This is a genomic window from Streptococcus infantis (assembly GCF_018499575.1).
Lineage (GTDB): Bacteria > Bacillota > Bacilli > Lactobacillales > Streptococcaceae > Streptococcus > Streptococcus infantis_K.
Genome location: NZ_JAHDAP010000001.1, coordinates 1,119,467 through 1,135,931, shown reverse-complemented (window position 1 = coordinate 1,135,931; position 16,465 = coordinate 1,119,467). Strand labels below are relative to the sequence as shown.

Here is a 16,465-nt window from a genome sequence, read left to right as displayed (position 1 = left end):
TCAATTGGATTGGTCAGTATTTATGGAACGTATCACTACGATTCTTGTAGTGATGATTCCAAGTTATTTTTCTTACAGAAGCACTCAAACTTCAAAAGAAGCTGATAAGCGTTTGAGCGATCTATCTGATAAAATCGTGGATCTCGAGAAATCAGTTCATGCAGTTGAGGAAATCGGTAAGGATAACAATAAAAATCTGTCAATGATTGGCAAAGGATTGCAACGAATCCAACGGTTTCGATTGCAGGAAAACTTAAAAAAAGCTATTAAACGAGGGGAAACGAATCAACACGAAATTGAAGAACTCTCTAAGCTTTATGAGAGCTATGTTGAACTTGGTGGAAATGGAGCAGTTAAGGTACTGTTCGAGAAGTTTCTTGAACTAGAAATTAAAGAGGAAAATTAAAATGGATCAAATCAATGAAATCATCATCAATGCAGCAATTAGTATTCTAGTCATTTTGACTGGAATCGCAGTCAAAGCAATCAAGGAATACTTGATTAAAAAAGGCGGTGAACAATCCGTCAAGATTGTCGAAATCTTGGCCAAGAATGCCGTCAATGCAGTTGAACAGGTATCTGCTGAGACTGGATATAAGGGTGAAGAAAAGCTAGAACAAGCTCGAATCAAAATCCGTGCTGAACTTAATAAATATAATATCGGTATGACTAACAAAGATCTAGACACATTCGTTGAATCTGCTGTGAAACAGATGAATGATGCCTGGACTGAAAAATAAATCAAGAGAACCTTTTTAGGTTCTCTTTTTAATATTTAAAGAAAGGAGCATGACTTGAAGAAAACCATCGAAAAAAAGCTTGAAATCACACCAAACGATCGAGATGTAGATAGGCTTTATCAAGAATTCTTCAGCATGGATAAGAACATCGCTGGATTCAAATTCACTCTTGACAATCTAACTGCCAACAAAGTCATCTGCTTGTTCTATTTTAAGCGTTCAAAACGATACTCAACTGTCGAAGCAACAATTGAAGATAATACCTTTACTGTGAAATTCGACGCATCGTTGATCACAATGGACGAGCCTGTGGTAGGATACATCTACTTTGAAGAAGTGGAAAAATCTGCTGACGTGTATAGCTTCCAGTTCAATGTTCGAGTTAGTGAACTTGATAAGTCTAAGAATGCGCCTGTAATCGAGCAGAAGACAGGTCGCATCGTAGACATTGATAGCATTGTTACCAGAACAGAATTAGAAGAAATTCTCAAGACGGTTCATGTTGGAAGTGCTGCTTATGATGATTCTGAAATCGTACGTCGATTGGCAGCGTTAGAAGCTAAGCCTGGAATCGATACGAGCAAGTTCGCTACTAAGGAAGAACTAGCAAGCAAAGTTGAACGTAGCGAAATCAGCCATATTTCAGCCGATATTGAACTTTTGAAGGCGAAGCCAGACAATAACACTATCTATGATGATAGCGACCTAAAACAGCGAATTTCTGCCTTAGAGAGTAAACCTGATAAGGATACAATCTACAACGATTCAGAAATCAAGAACCGATTAGAAAACTTGGAAAACAAACCAAGTGTTGATACTAGCAGCTTAGTCACCAAGCAAGAATTGGAATCTAAAGGTTATCTGTCACAGCATCAAAGCTTAGATGGGTACGCTAAGAAATCTGAAATTCCTCAACCTTATAATGACACAGAAATCAAGCAGAGACTTGCTACTGTTGAACAGAAAGGGCAGGATTATGCTACAAAGGAGCAACTTGCTTCAATTCCTAAAATCCCTCAAAAATTAAGCCTTGAAGGAAGCACCTTAATCTTGTCAGACGGTGGAGGAAATGTCACTCTGCCAACTTCGACAGGACCAAACAACCAGGTAAATCAATATGAGATTCACGGAACTGGCATGCCTAATGGAAGGGTGTCCGCTCCGGTGGGTACAACCTATGTGGACACAGTAGCCACAAATGGAGCCCTTAAGTGGATTAAACGTTCAGGAACTGGCTCTCAAGGCTGGGAAGTGCTGACTGGTGACACAGGCTGGAGAACCTTAAACATCCAATCAAAACTAGGGGCTTCATTCCTCAAAATCCGAAGAAAAAACGATACTGTAATGTATCAGTTTGGAGGATTGTCATGGGGATGGTTCGGAGTGGTTCGTAGAGGTGGCCCTGGCTACGTCTTGCAACCGTCAGACCGTGAGCGAAATTGCTACATTATCGGTCAAAATGCAGTACCTCAAGGGTTTAGAACGGAATTTTCTTTAATCGGAGAAATCTATAGTGATAAAGGTAAAAGGTATGGTACCTGGTACTTGGGCGGTAATAGCGACAGCAATCATCTCAGATTCCAGTTTGATGACCCTGTGCCAACCAATGCTGACATCGGAGATATCCGAGTTAGCGCTATTTCATATTTGACTAGTGACCCATGGCCGACTAGTCTACCGTAAGAAAGGAAAAATAAATGGATATTGATAAAAGCAGATTAAGAACAGACTTACCACAGGTTGGGGAACAACCTTACAGACAGATCCATGCTCACTCAACTGGTAACCCAAACTCAACAGCTCAAAATGAAGCAGACTACCACATGCGCCGCCCTGTTGATTCAGGTTTTTTCTCACATGTCGTCGGTAACGGCCGTGTGATGCAGACCTGGTACACTGATATGGGAGCCTATGACGTAGGCGGGGGTTGGAACGTTGAAGGATACGGACAAGTAGAATTGATTGAGAGCCATTCAACTAAGGAAGAGTTCATGCGCGATTACAAGCTCTATGTTGAGCTTTTGCGCAACCTTGCTGATGAAGCAGGGATTCCGAAAACGCTGGATTCTGACAGCCTAGCAGGAATCAAGACACATCAGTATTGCACATACAATCAGCCACGAAATGCGAGCGACCATGTGGATCCATATCCTTATCTGGCAAAATGGGGAATCAGTCGTGAGCAATTCAAGAAAGACATTGAAGGTGGTCTTTCTGAAGCTGGATGGCGCCAAAATGCTTCTGGCTGGTGGTGGGAGGAGTCAGACGGCTCTTATCCTACAAAAACATGGAAGCAAATCAAGGGAGAGTGGTTCTACTTCAATGAACGTGGATATTGTCTAATCAATCGTTGGTTTAATGATGGTAAAGATTGGTTCTATCTTGATAAACGTGGCGCAATGGTTACAGGCTGGATGTTCCTTAACCATCGCTGGTATTTCTTCAAGTCAGATGGTCGTATGGCTACTGGCTGGGTTAAATATCGTGAAACCTGGTATTTCATGGAAGAAAAAGACGGCTACATGCTATCCAAACAATTCGTCAAATCAGGTGACGGCTGGTACTATTTGAAAGCTAACGGTGAACTTCACACAGATCCAGCATTCAAAACCGAACCAGATGGTCTTGTGACCGTCGTTGACAAACCAAAAGAAGAAAAATAAAAACAGAAAGAAATTCAAAATTTAATTACACTTGACCGCTGGCATTCGCTAGCGGTTTTTTTGTTTGCTCTGACAGAAAATATGGTATAACATAGGTAGATAATCGAATATCTACCACTTTCAAAAAAAGCACTAGCGCTCACTAGTGTTTTTTGTTTACCCTGAAAGCTTGGATTTAAAATCCAAGCTCTAAAAAATATCCTCGCCCCAAACTCGCCCCAAATAATTTTTAAAGTTATCCTTTTTTATCCTAAAAGAAAAACAAAAAAGCCCGTAAAATCGGGCTTTCTTTTCGGATAAATTCCTATAAAATAGTATAAAAAAGGCGGTAGACGGATTTGAACCGACGATCAAGCTTTTGCAGAGCCGTGCCTTACCACTTGGCTATACCGCCTTAACTTTTATTATTATACCTTGAAAATTCCTTTCCGTCAACAGTTTTCTTTTCTGAAAACATAAGATTCAGATGTTTAAAAAACATGCGACAAAATATTCTGAAAATTCGTTTACTTTTTAAAAAAACTGTGGTATAATCTTCAATATCCACAATTTAAAACGAGGAGTTTAAAAATATGAAAAAAAGTCGGATTCTTGCGGTAGCGGGTGTTGCGCTACTTGCTACAGGCGTTCTTGCAGCTTGCGGTTCTTCAAAATCATCAAATGCTGAAGCACCAAAGGCTTATGGCTATACTTATACTGCTGACCCAGAAACATTGGACTACCTAATTTCTGGTAAACAAAGTACAAAAGTTGCTACTTCAAATGGTATCGATGGTCTCTTTACAAATGACCAATATGGAAATCTAACTCCTGCAGTCGCTGAAGACTGGTCAGTATCTCAAGATGGATTGACATATACATACAAGATTCGTAAAGGTGTAAAATGGTTCACATCTGATGGTGAAGAATATGCAGAAGTAACTGCAAATGACTTTGTTACAGGTTTGAAACACGCAGCCGACAATAAATCAGCTGCTCTTTACCTAGCACAAAATTCTGTAAAGGGATTGGCTGACTATTTATCAGGGACTAATACAGACTTTTCTGCAGTAGGTATTAAAGCTGTTGATGATTACACTCTTCAATATACATTGAACCAACCTGAACCATACTGGAACTCTAAATTATCTTATGGAATCTTCTGGCCTTTGAATGCAGAGTTTGAAAAATCAAAAGGTAAAGACTTTGGTAAGGCAACAGATCCAACATCATTGCTTTACAATGGTCCATTCTTGCTTAAGGGATTGACAGCTAAGTCTTCTATCGAATTTGCAAAGAATGATCAGTATTGGGATAAAGACAATGTTCACATCGATACTGTAACACTTTCTTACTATGATGGTTCAGACCAAGAGTCACTTGAGCGTAACTTTACAAATGGTGCATATAGTTATGCACGTCTCTTCCCTACTAGCTCAAACTATTCTAAAGTAGCAGAAACATATAAAGATAATATCTACTATACCCCACAGGGAGCTGGTATTGCTGGTTTAGGTGTTAACATTGACCGTCAAAGTTATAAATATACATCAAAAACAACTGATGAAGAAAAGACTTCTACTAAAAAAGCTCTTCTTAACAAAGACTTCCGTCAAGCTTTGAACTTTGCTTTTGACCGTACTGCTTATTCAGCTCAGCTAAATGGTAAAGATGGAGCAGCACTTGCTGTTCGTAACCTCTTTGTCAAACCTGACTTTGTTTCTGCTGGAGATAAGACATTTGGTGACTTGGTTACTGAGAAGGTTGTTTCTTATGGTGATGAATGGAAAGACGTAAACTTTGCGGATGCTCAAGATGGTCTATACAATGCTGATAAAGCTAAAGCAGAACTAGCTAAAGCTAAAAAAGCACTTGAAGCAGATGGTGTAAAATTCCCAATCCACTTGGATATTCCAGTTGACCAAACATCTAAAAACTATATCGCTCGTATCCAATCATTTAAACAATCTGTTGAGACGGCTTTGGGTACAGATAATGTAGTTATCGATATTCAACAAATCACTACAGATGAATTACAAAATGCTACATACTACGCAGCTAGTGCGGCAGCAGAAGATTGGGACCTTTCAGGTGCTGTTGGATGGAATCCAGACTATGATGATCCATCAACATACCTTGACATCTTGAAAACAACTAATAGTGAAACAACTAAGTCCTACATGGGCTATGATAATCCATCAAACCCAGCGGTTGCTCAAGTTGGTTTGAATGATTATGACAAATTAGTTGATGATGCAGCTAGTGAAACAACCGATCTTAATAAACGTTATGAGAAATATGCAGCAGCTCAAGCTTGGTTGACAGATAGCTCACTCTTCCTTCCAGCTATGTCTTCTTCAGGAGCAGCACCAATCATTTCTCGCGTAGTACCATTCTCAGCATCTTATACTCAATCTGGTGATAAAGGTTCAGATGTTTACTTCAAATATCTTAAATTGCAAGCGAACACTGTAACTGCTAAAGAGTACAAAGAAGCTCGTGAAAAATGGCTCAAAGAAAAAGCTGAATCAAACGAGAAAGCTCAAAAAGAATTAGCGAGCCACGTGAAATAAATAATGCTCATCAGAACTTTCTCTCCAAAAGGAGAAGGTTCTTTTGGGATTTTAAAGGAAATAATATGAAAAAATATGTTTTTATGCGTATCTTGCGGTCGTTAGTTTCTATCTTTTTAGTAACGACCTTGATTTACACAATCATCTATACGATGGTTCCACGGAAGTTGATCTTCAAACAAGATACTAACTACAATAAAATTGCAACTACAGCTGATAAACGCGATAACTATGAAAATACCGTTTATGAGCGTATGGGTTATATCGAATATTACGATACAAAAGAGTTGCAGGAAAAAGCTAGTAGCATTGACCCTTCTGTTACAGTAGATGCAAATGATACAAATAAAGCTATCTATGAAAAATACATCCAACAACTTGGGAACGGTTGGACTTTAGGTCAGTTCACAGAGAGCGGTCAATTCTATGCGACTCGTGAAATCCCTATTTTCGAGCGTGTGTTCAAATTCTATGCAAACTTGCTTGATATTGACCATACAAACAAGATTCAAGACCCAGAAAATCCTAATTTAGAGCGTTATTTGCGATTTGAAAATGATCCAGCGATTGGATGGTCTTTGGTAGGTTCAGGGACTAAACATAAATACCTCTTGTACTTTAACAGTCAATTCCCGTTTGTTCATCAAAACTTTGTGAACTTGAACTTAGGAGATTCTTACCCAACTTATGCCAATACTCCTGTGCTTCAAGTTATCACACAAGGGCAAGGACAAACGAAGACTTCTGAAGTTCAATTCCCAACTGGTAAGAAAATGTCATCAGTCAATATCTACTCAAGAACATATAAATCTCCAAGTCAAGCTGATGCGCGTGAAGTAGCGAACTACGGTAAAGGTGATCCATATACAGCTACTGAAAGCAACTATCAGTATCCATCTATGATTACCAGTTCTGCTATTGCTGGTTTGATTGGCCTTGCAATTTCGTACGCGATTGCGGTTCCACTTGGTTCTGCAATGGCTCGTTACAAGAATACTTGGATTGATAGTTTCTCTACAGGAGCTTTAACATTCTTACTTGCTCTTCCAACTATCGCTCTTGTCTATATCATTCGTTTGATTGGTTCTTCAATTGGACTCCCTGATTCATTCCCTATCTTGGGTGCTGGAGACTGGCGTTCATATGTACTACCTGCAGTTATTCTTGGTTTACTTGGTGCTCCTGGTTTGGCTATCTGGATTCGTCGTTACATGATTGACTTACAATCACAAGACTTTGTTCGTTTTGCACGTGCAAAAGGTCTTTCTGAGAAAGAAATTTCAAACAAACACATCTTTAAAAATGCTATGGTACCGCTCGTTTCAGGTATTCCAGGTTCTATTATCGGTGTTATTGGTGGAGCTACTCTTACTGAAACAGTCTTCGCCTTCCCAGGTATGGGTAAAATGTTGATTGACTCTGTAAAAGCGTCAAATAATAACATGGTTGTTGGTCTAGTTTTCATCTTTACTTGCGTCTCAATCTTCTCTTACTTAATTGGGGATATTTGGATGACAATTATTGACCCACGTATTAAGTTGACAGAGAAAGGAGGCAAATAATGTCTACAATTAGTAATGATAAATTTCAGTTTGTAAAACGCGATGACTTTGCCTCTGAAGCAATTGATGCTCCTGCCTACTCATATTGGGGTTCTGTTTTTAGACAATTTTTGAAAAAGAAATCAACCATCATCATGCTTGGTATTTTGATTTCAATCGTTTTGATGAGTTTCATCTACCCAATGTTTTCTGATTTCGACTTCAATGATGTAAGTAAGGTAAATGATTTTAGCGCTCGCTACATTAAACCAAATGCGGAACATTGGTTCGGTACAGATAGTAATGGTAAGTCTCTTTTTGATGGTGTCTGGTTTGGAGCCCGTAACTCTATCTTGATTTCCGTTATTGCGACCTTTATCAATATTGTAATTGGTGTTATTGTCGGCGGTATCTGGGGTATTTCAAAATCAGTTGACCGCGTCATGATGGAAGTTTATAACGTTATTTCCAACATCCCACACTTATTGATTGTTATCGTCCTAACATACTCAATCGGAGCAGGTTTCTGGAATTTGATTTTTGCCATGAGTGTAACGACTTGGATTGGGATTGCCTACTCAATTCGTATCCAAATCATGCGTTACCGTGACTTAGAGTACAACCTTGCTTCACGCACACTCGGAACTCCAACATACAAAATTGTCATTAAAAATATCATGCCACAATTGGTATCTGTTATTGTTACGACTACATCACAAATGCTTCCAGCATTTATCTCCTATGAAGCCTTTCTGTCATTCTTTGGACTTGGATTGCCTATTACAGTACCAAGTTTAGGTCGATTGATTTCAGATTATTCACAGAACGTAACAACAAATGCATACCTCTTCTGGATTCCATTGACAACTTTGGTCTTGGTATCCTTGTCACTTTTCGTAGTTGGTCAAAACCTAGCGGATGCTAGTGATCCACGTACACATAGATAGGAGTAGACATGACAAAAGAAAAAAATGTAATTTTGACTGCTCAAGATATTGTCGTGGAATTTGATGTTCGTGACAAAATTTTGACAGCTATTCGTGGAGTATCTCTGGAGTTGATTGAGGGCGAAGTGCTTGCACTCGTTGGAGAATCTGGTTCAGGGAAATCTGTTTTAACAAAAACTTTTACAGGAATGTTGGAAGATAATGGTCGTATTGCGAACGGTAGTATTCTTTACCGTGACCAAGATTTGACTGAATTTTCTTCTCATAAAGATTGGGAGCAAATTCGTGGTGCGAAGATTGCAACGATCTTCCAGGACCCGATGACCAGTCTTGACCCAATCAAAACAATCGGAAGTCAAATCACAGAAGTTATTGTTAAACACCAAGGGAAAACGGCTCAAGAAGCAAAAGACTTGGCGATTGACTATATGAATAAGGTTGGTATCCCTGACGCTGAGAGACGTTTTAATGAATATCCATTCCAGTATTCTGGAGGAATGCGTCAACGTATTGTTATTGCGATTGCCCTTGCGTGTCGTCCAGATGTCTTGATTTGTGATGAACCAACAACAGCCCTTGATGTGACCATCCAAGCTCAGATTATTGACTTGTTGAAAACACTTCAACAAGAATACCACTTTACAACTATCTTTATCACACACGACCTTGGTGTTGTAGCAAGTATTGCTGATAAAGTTGCAGTTATGTATGCTGGTGAAATCGTTGAGTATGGTACAGTTGAAGAAATCTTCTACGATCCACGTCACCCATACACATGGAGCCTCTTATCAAGTTTGCCACAGCTGGCTGACGATAAAGGAGAATTGTATTCAATTCCGGGAACACCTCCATCACTGTATACTGAATTGAAGGGAGATGCTTTTGCTCTTCGTTCAGATTATGCGATGAAGATTGATTTCGAAGAAAAAGCTCCTCAGTTTGCAGTATCTGATACTCACTGGGCTAAAACATGGTTGCTTGATGAACAAGCTCCAAAAGTTGCAAAACCAGCAGTAATTGCAGATTTACACGATAAGATTCGTGAAAAGATGGGCTTTGCTCATCTTGAGGACTAGGAGGAAGGAAATGTCTGAAAAATTAGTAGAAGTTAAAGACTTAGAGATTTCCTTCGGTGAAGGAAGCAAAAAGTTTGTAGCCGTTAAAAATGCAAACTTCTTTATCAACAAAGGTGAAACATTCTCTCTCGTTGGAGAATCTGGTAGTGGTAAGACAACAATTGGTCGTGCCATTATCGGCCTTAATGATACCAGCAAAGGGGATATCATCTTTGATGGACAAAAAATCAATGGTAAAAAATCACGTGAACAAGCAGCGGAATTAATCCGTCGCATTCAAATGATTTTCCAAGACCCAGCCGCAAGTTTGAATGAACGTGCAACAGTTGACTATATCATCTCTGAAGGTCTTTACAACCACCATTTATTTAAAGACGAAGAAGAAAGAAAAGAAAAAGTTCAAAACATCATTCGTGAAGTAGGACTTTTGGCTGAACACTTGACACGTTACCCTCATGAGTTCTCAGGTGGACAACGTCAACGTATCGGGATTGCTCGTGCCTTGGTTATGCAACCTGACTTCGTGATCGCGGATGAGCCAATTTCAGCCTTGGACGTTTCAGTGCGTGCCCAAGTTTTGAACTTGCTCAAGAAATTCCAAAAGGAATTGGGCTTGACTTATCTCTTTATCGCTCACGATTTGTCAGTAGTTCGTTTCATCTCTGATCGTATCGCGGTAATTTATAAGGGTGTCATTGTTGAAGTGGCTGAAACTGAAGAATTGTTTAACAATCCAGTTCATCCATACACACAAGCACTGCTTTCAGCTGTACCAATCCCAGATCCAATCTTGGAACGTAAAAAAGTTTTGAAAGTCTATGATCCAGATCAACATGACTACGAAACTGATAAACCTTCAATGGTAGAAATTCGTCCAGGTCATTTTGTTTGGGCTAACCAAGCAGAATTGGAACGCTATAAAAAAGAAATGAAGTAATCAATAAAGTTTCATCATCTTGCTAGGACTATTCTAGAAAGGTTATGAAACTTTTTTATTTTACAGATAAAGGCTTGATTATCTAGAAAAATTTGATATACTGAATACAATAAAAACAGAAATGTATCAGTGGAACAAACCAAAGGAGCATCACATGGACCACCAACCAAATTTTTTTACGACAATGGCTAGAACGATTGGAACATGCCTCTGGGTAAAAGGAATGGAAGTACTGACTGAGAAGAAGGAATCTGAGCCAAAAGCCTTAGAGATTGCTAAATTTCTTGCGGCTTATAAAATGATATCTGCTCTGCCTTGGATTGCGGGACTTCCTAGAAAGGAAGATAAAAAATGAAATTTATTTGGGATATTTTATTTTATATCCTAGTCAAGCCACTGATTACGATTGTAGAATTCATTTGGTATCACATTTGTTTATTTTTTTATGAATTCCTTTTAAATTTGTTATATTCGATTTTTAACTGGATTTATAACTGGCTTTTTAGTTTATTTTAAAAGACTCTGAAAGAAATCAAAAGGATGAGTAATTTACTCATCCTTTTTCTATTTATCTAAATCTTTATAGATTTATTGGGATCACCCTTTTTTACCTTTTAGCAAGAAGGCAGAAGTTAAAGCTAGACTAAGACTTGCCATGAAAAGGAGTGGGCTGGACTCTTCTCCAGTGGCAGGAAGCTGTTTGTCATTTGTAGAATTTTCACCATTGAGCTGGTTTTTATTTGCTAATGGACTAGCTTCTTCGATTTGACTTGAGCTTGGTTGTTGGACTTCTGTTTCAGTCTTGTAGACGATAGCATAAGTAGTCAAATCAATGGTGAGAAACTCAAGCATGCCATCACGAATCTCGAAATCTTGTGCTTTCATGTCTTTTTCTGAACTGAAGCGATAGAATTCTTGGACTGTGCCAGAAATTGGTAATCGAACGAGGACAGCACCTTTTGCTTGGATTAGTTGACCATTCTCATTCTTGAGTTGAATCGCGTAGGCATCATATCTCTTGCCCAAGAGTTCTTGCTTCCCTACTTTCTGGATTTCAAGATAGCTTGCTTCAGCTAACTCATTTTCTCCGCTGATGACTTTAACTCCTGTAGCCTGGTCTTTTAAGGCTTTGAGTTTAAACTCAGGAAGAGAAATGCTTGGAGCCGCCTGGTCGCTCGCAGTACCGATAGGTCCAGTGTACTCAGGGACATCCACAATAGGAGCTGCTTGATCGCTCGCAGTACCGATAGGTTCGGTGTACTCAGGGACATCCACAATAGGAGCCGCTTGGTCGCTCGCAGTACCGATAGGTCCGGTGTATTCAGGGATATCTACGATAGGAGCTTCCTGTTCCCCTGCAGTACCGATAGGCTCAGTGTATTCAGGAATATTCATGACAGGAGCTTCCTGGTCGCTCGCAGTACCGATAGGCTCAGTGTATTCAGGAATATCCACGATAGGAGCTTCCTGTTCCCCTGCAGTACCGATAGGCTCAGTGTATTCAGGGACATCCACGATAGGAGCTTCCTGTTCCCCTGCAGTTCCAATTGGGTCAGTATATTCAGGGATGGTCACTACTGGAGCGGGCTCGTCACCCTTACTTGTAACGACTTTTTCTTCCGCAGGTGTATTTTCACCCTTTGGAAAGACAGTTACAATCGTACTGCTTCTTGTTTCTCCTAGGATAGCATAAGCTTCTATTGCATTGCCAGCTTTGCCGTCCGTAGTTTCAGGGATGTCGATTTGCACCTTCTTATCCTTGATGGTTAGGACAGTTTGCTCACCAGAAGTGACAAGATGATCGTCATCGACTTTTCTAAGTAAGAGAGGGTCTTTGACACCAGGGAATGTCACAGCTACAGCATCCCAATTACCAGTTGGTAAAGTAAGGGTAACTGTTTTATCTTCTGCCTTAATTGGTTCGAGGATTGGTGTATCTAGTGATACTGATGGAGCTTTTAGAATATCAAATGAATCAAGAGAGATTTTCTTTCGACCTTCAGGAGAATCTGGGTCCACTTTCAAGGTTAGGACATGGTCACCATCTGCTAAATTAGTGAATTCTCCAATCAATGCTCCTTTTTCGGTAGCTCCGGCAGTGTAAAAGTCAAGGCTTGGCATTTCTTTTCCATCGAGTGTCACAAGTGCCTTGCCAAGGGCAGATGTTTTCAGTCCATAGATACGGATACCTGTACCGGAGAATGGAATTCTTGCAGTTGCTTCAGAAGCGAGACTCTCATCTGCATTAATATCTGCATATTTCTCTGTAGAAGCATAGAGTTCCGCATCAGTCCAGTCTTTAAATGCTGAGCCGTACTGGATACGAGAATCACGATCATCTATTTTCTCAACGGTTTCTCCTTGTCCTGGGAAGACCTTGAAGTAATCTAAGGAAATTTTTGAGCGTTCACTTCCACGTCCCTTATGTTCACGCTTAACAGTGATAGTCATGAGGTGAGGGCCTGAAGATAGATTTGTATAACGACCGATTAGGACGCCCTTTTCAGTAGCACCAGCTGTATAGAAATCAAGCTCTCCAACAGATTTGCCATCGATTGTAACCTCAGCAAGTCCTAATTGAGAAGATTTGAGTCCGTAGATTTCAATTCCAGGACCATTGAAAGGAATTGTCGCGGTTGCATCCTTATCGGAATAATTCCCATTTGAGATATCGGCGTATTTTTCGGTTCCACCAAATAGTTCTGAGTCAGACCAATCTCCAAAGGCAGCTCCGTACTGGATGCGAGAATCACGGTCGTCCATTAGCTCACTAAAGGCAGAGATTGAAGCCGTGTCAGAAATAGGTGTTGAGCGGTCTCCTAAAATAGCCTGAACTGTGTATGTATAAGCGTGGCTAGAATCAATAGAACGGTCGATAAAACGAATTTGATTGGTTGTAAACTCACGTACCGTAGAGGTTTGACTGTTTTCATCCCTACTTTCTCGATGGATGACATAATAAGTCGCCCCTTCAACAGCATTGAAATTGAGTTCTGCCGTCGTTGAATCTTTTCGTTGTGCAGTTAGACGGGTGATACGACCAGGGAAGTTTTCAAAGGTGATGACATCGCCCTTTTGAGTTGCAAGCTGGATGCGATTGTCTTTGATGCGGCTTGCTTGCACTTCCTTACCGTTAACCTTGACAAGGCTAGCTTCGATATTTGGATAGTCTACGACTAAATCCCCACCAACATTAGAAATGAAAGATAAGGTTTCAAGATTCTTTTCTTTCCATTTCATGCTGACTTCAAAGTTACCACGAGCGACTAAACCTGAGACTTGCCCATCTTTCCATGCATCTGGAAGGGCTGGTAATGGGGCAATGTAGCCAGTGTGGGATTGAAGGAGCATTTCTGCCATACCGCTGGTTGCACCAAAGTTTCCATCGATTTGGAAAGGCGCGTGCGTATCCCAGAGGTTTTCTAGAGTTGAGGATCTGAGTTGTTCTGCCAACAAACGATGGGCACGATTTCCATCTAGGAGACGAGCCCAGAGGTTGATTTTATTAGCCTTAGACCAACCGGTACCACCATCTCCACGGTGGTTTAAGGTTGCGCGTGCAGCTTCCAAATATTCAGGCTGATCCTTGCCAAATAAGGTTCCTGGGAAGAGCCCAACCAGATGAGAAACGTGACGGTGATGGTGTTCAATTCCTTCATTAGTGAATTGAGGACTATCTTCTTCGTACCATTCCTTGATTCGGCCATCTTGGTTGATATGAAGTGGTTTGAGCTTGTCAAATTTAGCCTTCACTTCTGTCACCAAATCTTGGTCGACATTGAGATGATTGGCTGCTTCCATATAGTCGTGGAATAACTGCCAAACTAGAGATTGGTCAAAGGTATTCCCAATCGTGATAGTTCCATGCTCTGGTGAGTAGGATGGAGAAGAAACCCAACGGTCACTAGCCTTGTCGTAGTGCAAGAAGGAATTCCAGAACTTGGCTGTTTCCTTGAGCATTGGATAAATCTTTTCTTTGAGATAAGTTTCATCCTTGGTGAATTTGTAGTAGTCATAGACGTTCTGCATCATCCAGGCATTGGCAGCAGGAGACCAACCCCAATAATAGTTCCAACCTGGAGTTGTCCAGCCAAATGGTGTTGCTTGGGTATGAACCAACCATCCATTTTCCTGGCCTTCTTTGGATTCGATACCGGCATATTCTTTAGCAGCGATACGACCATAGTAGCGCATGTCATCAATATAATTGACCATTGGCTTAGCCGTTTCTGCAAGATTGTTCATGTAGGCAGGCCAGTAGTTCATCTGAAGGTTGACATTGAGGTGGTAGTCTGAGTTCCAAGGTGGATTGTCTACAGCATTCCAGACTCCTTGCAAGTTGGCAGGAAGGGCATCTGTCCGGTCACGAGAAGAACTGATGAGTAGATAACGTCCGTATTGGAAGAAGAGCTCTTCTAGTTTTTGCCCTTTTTCTGGGTTGTAGGTATGTAGAGCTTCTTTTGTAGTTTGGCTAGACTTGCTACCGCCAAGATTTAGTTGAACACGATTGAAGAGACTTTGATAGTCCTTGATGTGGTTATTTTTTAGAGTTTCATAGTCTTTGGCTTTAGCAGCTTCAACGATAGATTTGACAGTCTTTTCTACGTCAATATCCTTGCGATAATTGGTTTTTGGATTTTGAGCAAAGTTGGTCTTGGCGCTGAGTAAAAGGGTCGCATAGCTAGCTCCAGTGACAGTCAAATAACCATCTTGAGCAGTGACTTGTCCGTCTGTTTTGATACCAAGATAAGAGGCAAATTTAAGACCGTTGTCTTTGACAGTTCCCTTGAGTAAAATACCATTAGAATCAACGCTAACAGTCCCTTGTTTGTATTTAGAATTCTCCCAAGAATAATCTCCATTAGCAATCAAATCTTCAGTCAAGCTATTCCAAAGTGTAAAATCAAGCGTCTTATCTCCCTTTTTAGTCAAATGTGTAACAGTGACGTCATCTGGATAACTAGAGAAGGTTTCTCGTTTGAAACTTGTCCCATCTTGAGTATAAGAGGTAGTTGTGATGGCCTCAGAAATATCTAAGCCACGATGGTAGTCGGTAACATTCTCCAAGCCTTTCTTTTGGTTGTTAAAGACCATAAAGATATCACCAAAAGATAAGTAACGACCATACTGAGAATTGTTTGGTCCTACTAGGTTACGCTCTGCTAATTGTTTGGCTTTTTGGCGGTTTCCTTCTTCTAAGGCTTTACGAATTTCTGCCAAAACCTTATAGCGGTCCTGATAGTTCCCTCCATTGTAGTCAGTGCTATCAGGTTGTGGCCCACCAGACCAGAGAGTTTTTTCATTGTATTGGATTCTTTCTTCACCGATTAATCCAAAAACCTTAGCCCCCATTTCACCGTTTCCGACAGGCAAGGCTTGTTTTTCCCAGCCGTCATAAGAAGGAGCAGTTGGTTGGTCGTAATGAAGTTGATAGTTTTCTTGCTTAGTCATAGGAAGTTCTGGCTTTTCACTCTCCTTATTTTCAGAAGGTTCAACTACAGCGTTAGTCTCTGATTGATGATGTGTTTGAGGTAATTCCTTTTCAGGTTTTACCTCTTTGTCAGCTAATTCAGTAGAAGGATGAGTGTCTGTGCTTGGCTGATTCTCCGTCTTTGCTTGACTTGGTTCCTCTACTTTGACATCTACTTTAACCGTCGTCTCACTAACATTCGTTTGATTGTCCTTCACTTCGAGGCTTTCAGCAGCTACATTCTGTGTCGCTAGAAAAACAGCTCCCAGTAGAACAGAAGCAGTTCCAACGGTCAACTTTCGGATGCTATACTTACAGGATTTTTCCCAATAGCTCTTCTCCATAAAAACTCCTTTCTCAAATCTGTAAGCGCATACATTTTCTTGTAAAAAAAATAAGCCTTGCAGAAAGATATTTCCTTTGTTTTGTATAATCTTAATATAGCAAATAAATCGGTCCAATGCAAGGTTTTTTAGGAAAAACTGAATTATTTTACCAAATTTTAGTTTTTTTTTTATTTTATTGAATTAAAAAAGATT

General features: G+C 40.2%; 11 protein-coding genes and 1 tRNA gene. 10 read left to right on the top strand and 2 right to left on the bottom strand.

All coding sequences use genetic code 11. The features are described 5' to 3' along the window. Positions 1-4 precede the first annotated feature (4 nt). The 4 genes from KJR31_RS05545 to KJR31_RS05530 are packed head-to-tail and all read left to right on the top strand — an operon-like array spanning position 5 to position 3,403. Positions 5-406 carry a hypothetical protein gene (locus KJR31_RS05545; RefSeq protein ID WP_214262438.1) on the top strand — a complete coding sequence of 134 codons (402 nt, stop codon included), beginning with the start codon at positions 5-7 and terminating at the stop codon, positions 404-406. 1 nt (position 407) lies between these two features. Next, entirely contained in the window at positions 408-740 is a 333-nt protein-coding gene (locus KJR31_RS05540) for a phage holin (protein WP_214262437.1), read from the top strand. A gap of 54 nt (positions 741-794) precedes the next feature. Further along, on the top strand, positions 795-2,423 hold the full coding sequence (locus KJR31_RS05535) for a collagen-like protein (RefSeq protein ID WP_250319678.1): 1,629 nt from the start codon (positions 795-797) through the stop codon (positions 2,421-2,423). Between the two features lie 14 nt (positions 2,424-2,437). After that, complete coding sequence (locus KJR31_RS05530) at positions 2,438-3,403, top strand: N-acetylmuramoyl-L-alanine amidase family protein (RefSeq protein ID WP_214262436.1); 966 nt, start codon at positions 2,438-2,440, stop codon at positions 3,401-3,403. A gap of 323 nt (positions 3,404-3,726) precedes the next feature. On the opposite strand, the gene KJR31_RS05525 is transcribed toward KJR31_RS05530, so the two are convergent. After that, positions 3,727-3,797 (bottom strand) — tRNA-Cys (locus tag KJR31_RS05525). 178 nt (positions 3,798-3,975) lie between these two features. On the opposite strand from KJR31_RS05525, the gene KJR31_RS05520 reads away from it, so the two are divergent. The 6 genes from KJR31_RS05520 (at position 3,976) to KJR31_RS05495 (ending at position 10,811) form a co-directional block, all read left to right on the top strand. Continuing rightward, on the top strand, positions 3,976-5,955 hold the full coding sequence (locus KJR31_RS05520) for a peptide ABC transporter substrate-binding protein (protein ID WP_214262435.1): 1,980 nt from the start codon (positions 3,976-3,978) through the stop codon (positions 5,953-5,955). 65 nt (positions 5,956-6,020) lie between these two features. Continuing rightward, positions 6,021-7,517 (top strand): ABC transporter permease, encoded by a 1,497-nt coding sequence (locus KJR31_RS05515; protein ID WP_214262434.1) that lies wholly within the window; start codon positions 6,021-6,023, stop codon positions 7,515-7,517. Next, complete coding sequence (gene oppC / locus KJR31_RS05510; RefSeq protein WP_006150281.1) at positions 7,517-8,443, top strand: oligopeptide ABC transporter permease OppC; 927 nt, start codon at positions 7,517-7,519, stop codon at positions 8,441-8,443. Before KJR31_RS05515 ends, oppC begins: the two co-directional genes overlap by 1 nt. An 8-nt stretch (positions 8,444-8,451) precedes the next feature. Next, positions 8,452-9,519 carry an ABC transporter ATP-binding protein gene (locus KJR31_RS05505; protein WP_006150205.1) on the top strand — a complete coding sequence of 356 codons (1,068 nt, stop codon included), beginning with the start codon at positions 8,452-8,454 and terminating at the stop codon, positions 9,517-9,519. Positions 9,520-9,529: 10 nt separating this feature from the next. Then, positions 9,530-10,456 (top strand): ATP-binding cassette domain-containing protein, encoded by a 927-nt coding sequence (locus KJR31_RS05500; protein WP_006150242.1) that lies wholly within the window; start codon positions 9,530-9,532, stop codon positions 10,454-10,456. 154 nt (positions 10,457-10,610) lie between these two features. Then, positions 10,611-10,811 carry a mechanosensitive ion channel protein MscL gene (locus KJR31_RS05495; protein WP_214262433.1) on the top strand — a complete coding sequence of 67 codons (201 nt, stop codon included), beginning with the start codon at positions 10,611-10,613 and terminating at the stop codon, positions 10,809-10,811. Positions 10,812-11,053: 242 nt separating this feature from the next. Here the strand turns inward: KJR31_RS05495 and KJR31_RS05490 are convergent, their stop codons facing one another. Further along, the gene (locus KJR31_RS05490; protein ID WP_214262432.1) at positions 11,054-16,270 is read right to left on the bottom strand and encodes an SIALI-17 repeat-containing surface protein; all 5,217 of its coding nucleotides are present in this window, start codon (positions 16,268-16,270) and stop codon (positions 11,054-11,056) included. Between the last annotated feature and the right edge of the window lie 195 nt (positions 16,271-16,465).

Coding starts and splice junctions, on each gene's coding strand:
- KJR31_RS05540 (WP_214262437.1), top strand. CDS start 408: ATGGATCAAATCAATGAAATCATCATCAATGCAGCAATTAGTATTCTA.
- KJR31_RS05530 (WP_214262436.1), top strand. CDS start 2,438: ATGGATATTGATAAAAGCAGATTAAGAACAGACTTACCACAGGTTGGG.
- KJR31_RS05520 (WP_214262435.1), top strand. CDS start 3,976: ATGAAAAAAAGTCGGATTCTTGCGGTAGCGGGTGTTGCGCTACTTGCT.
- KJR31_RS05515 (WP_214262434.1), top strand. CDS start 6,021: ATGAAAAAATATGTTTTTATGCGTATCTTGCGGTCGTTAGTTTCTATC.
- oppC (WP_006150281.1), top strand. CDS start 7,517: ATGTCTACAATTAGTAATGATAAATTTCAGTTTGTAAAACGCGATGAC.
- KJR31_RS05505 (WP_006150205.1), top strand. CDS start 8,452: ATGACAAAAGAAAAAAATGTAATTTTGACTGCTCAAGATATTGTCGTG.
- KJR31_RS05500 (WP_006150242.1), top strand. CDS start 9,530: ATGTCTGAAAAATTAGTAGAAGTTAAAGACTTAGAGATTTCCTTCGGT.
- KJR31_RS05495 (WP_214262433.1), top strand. CDS start 10,611: ATGGACCACCAACCAAATTTTTTTACGACAATGGCTAGAACGATTGGA.
- KJR31_RS05490 (WP_214262432.1), bottom strand. CDS start 16,270: ATGGAGAAGAGCTATTGGGAAAAATCCTGTAAGTATAGCATCCGAAAG.